The organism is Marinisporobacter balticus, from assembly GCF_004345705.1.
Taxonomy (GTDB): domain Bacteria; phylum Bacillota; class Clostridia; order Peptostreptococcales; family Thermotaleaceae; genus Marinisporobacter; species Marinisporobacter balticus.
In genome coordinates this window covers 1-1,646 of sequence record NZ_SLWV01000069.1, presented here as the reverse complement: position 1 = coordinate 1,646, position 1,646 = coordinate 1, and the positions used below count along the sequence as shown (strand labels likewise).

1 protein-coding gene is annotated in these 1,646 nt (G+C 38.0%); it reads left to right on the top strand.

The genetic code is table 11. The features are described 5' to 3' along the window. Positions 1–308: 308 nt before the first annotated feature. Entirely contained in the window at positions 309–1,553 is a 1,245-nt protein-coding gene (locus EV214_RS18530) for an IS110 family RNA-guided transposase (protein ID WP_132248489.1), read from the top strand. Positions 1,554–1,646 lie beyond the last annotated feature (93 nt).

The window sequence follows — 1,646 nt, the reverse complement described above, 5'->3', positions numbered from 1 at the left end:
CATAATTATATCCATTCCTTTCGCTTCGCTCAAGGCACAAAACGCTATGAAACGTGTTGGCTTCGAGCGTTATTTCTTTTATCCTATAGATATTGGGAACACAGTACACTACAAACCACGGGGAGGTGAGTGGGCTGCTCCAACTATGGAGTGACCGCATAATTATATGTGTAGATTGCCTTTCCAAGCACAAATAAGTGTGACACAAGAGCACGCAGACTTATCTTTGTATAAACATTACTCGTTTATAGCTGGGCAATCAGTCAATGCTGTTATTCCCTTTAATTCTTTGAAAGGAGATTTCTCTAATGGCATTAAAAATTGTTCATCCAGTTTGTTGTGGCATTGATGTCCACAAAACTTTCGTTGTTGCTTGTATTGCTAAAACCAACAATAAAGGGATTACTACCTACAAACGCCATCGTTTTTCTACCTATACTAAAGGTTTGAAGGAACTGTCACAGTGGCTTTGTGAACATGATTGTAAAGAAGTCTGTATGGAGTCTACCGGAAAATACTGGATTCCCGTCTTTAACATACTTGAAAATTCTTGCAACATCACCCTCGCACATCCAAAGTATGTCAAAGCAATCCGTGGTAAGAAAACAGATAACAAAGACGCTCAGTGGATTGCTGATTTATTCAAACACGACCTTGTTGCGGGTAGCTTTATGCCACCGCTTCCAATACGACAGCTTAGAGACTTGATGCGCTATCGCTCTAAACTAACCAATTTTATGTCTAGTGAAAAAAACAGACTACAAAATTGTTTAACGGTTTCTAACATTCAGCTGGGCAATGTCGTGTCAGATACGTTTGGCAAAAGTTCAATGAAAATCATTGATAAAATTCTCGAAAATCCACTAGACTCTTCCTTTGACTTACAACCACTTATACATGGTTCTTTAAAAAAGAAGATCTCAGAACTTGAACTTGCGGTTGATGGGTTTATTACTCCTGAACAAGCAGGAAAACTTAAAATCATCAAACAACATCATTCAGATCTTGCGGATCGAAAATCAGAACTTGAATTTATCATTCTCTCTCTTTCCGTTCCCTACTCAGAAGAAATAAATTTAATCTTAACTGTTCCGTCTTTTAAAAACATCTTTTCCGCCATTACCGTGGTTTCAGAAATAGGTGCCAATATGGACGTGTTCCCAACAGCTAAGCACTTATGTTCCTGGGCAGGGCTTACACCTACGAATAACGAAAGCGCCGGAAAGAAAAAGTCTGTTAGAATTTCAAAAGCTGGTTGCTATATCAAACCACTTTTAGTCCAATGCGCAAGTTCAGTGGTTAAAAGTGAAAAGCATCCTGAAATCCGTAACCGCTACTTAAAACTTCGAAAACGTCGTGGGCATAAACGGGCAATCATTGCTATTGCTCGCATGCTTTTAACAGCTATCTACATGATACTTAAAAAGAAAGAACCTTATAATGCAGACTTGTATAAAAAATCGGATGTTCTTCCAGTAGACCGTGAGATCACGGTAGAACAGGCGATTCTATTTGCAAAAACTCAAGGTTATCGGATAAAAGAAACCACTTAATAGAAAGTAAATTGATTTTTAAAGTCATCTTCAATGGCTTGTTTGCTATGCCCATAAACTTATTGGACTGTTATCTTGATATATTTCAGACTT

What these genes read in the sequence shown, in the direction of transcription:
- EV214_RS18530 (WP_132248489.1), top strand. Translation starts at nt 309, where the DNA reads ATGGCATTAAAAATTGTTCATCCAGTTTGTTGTGGCATTGATGTCCAC.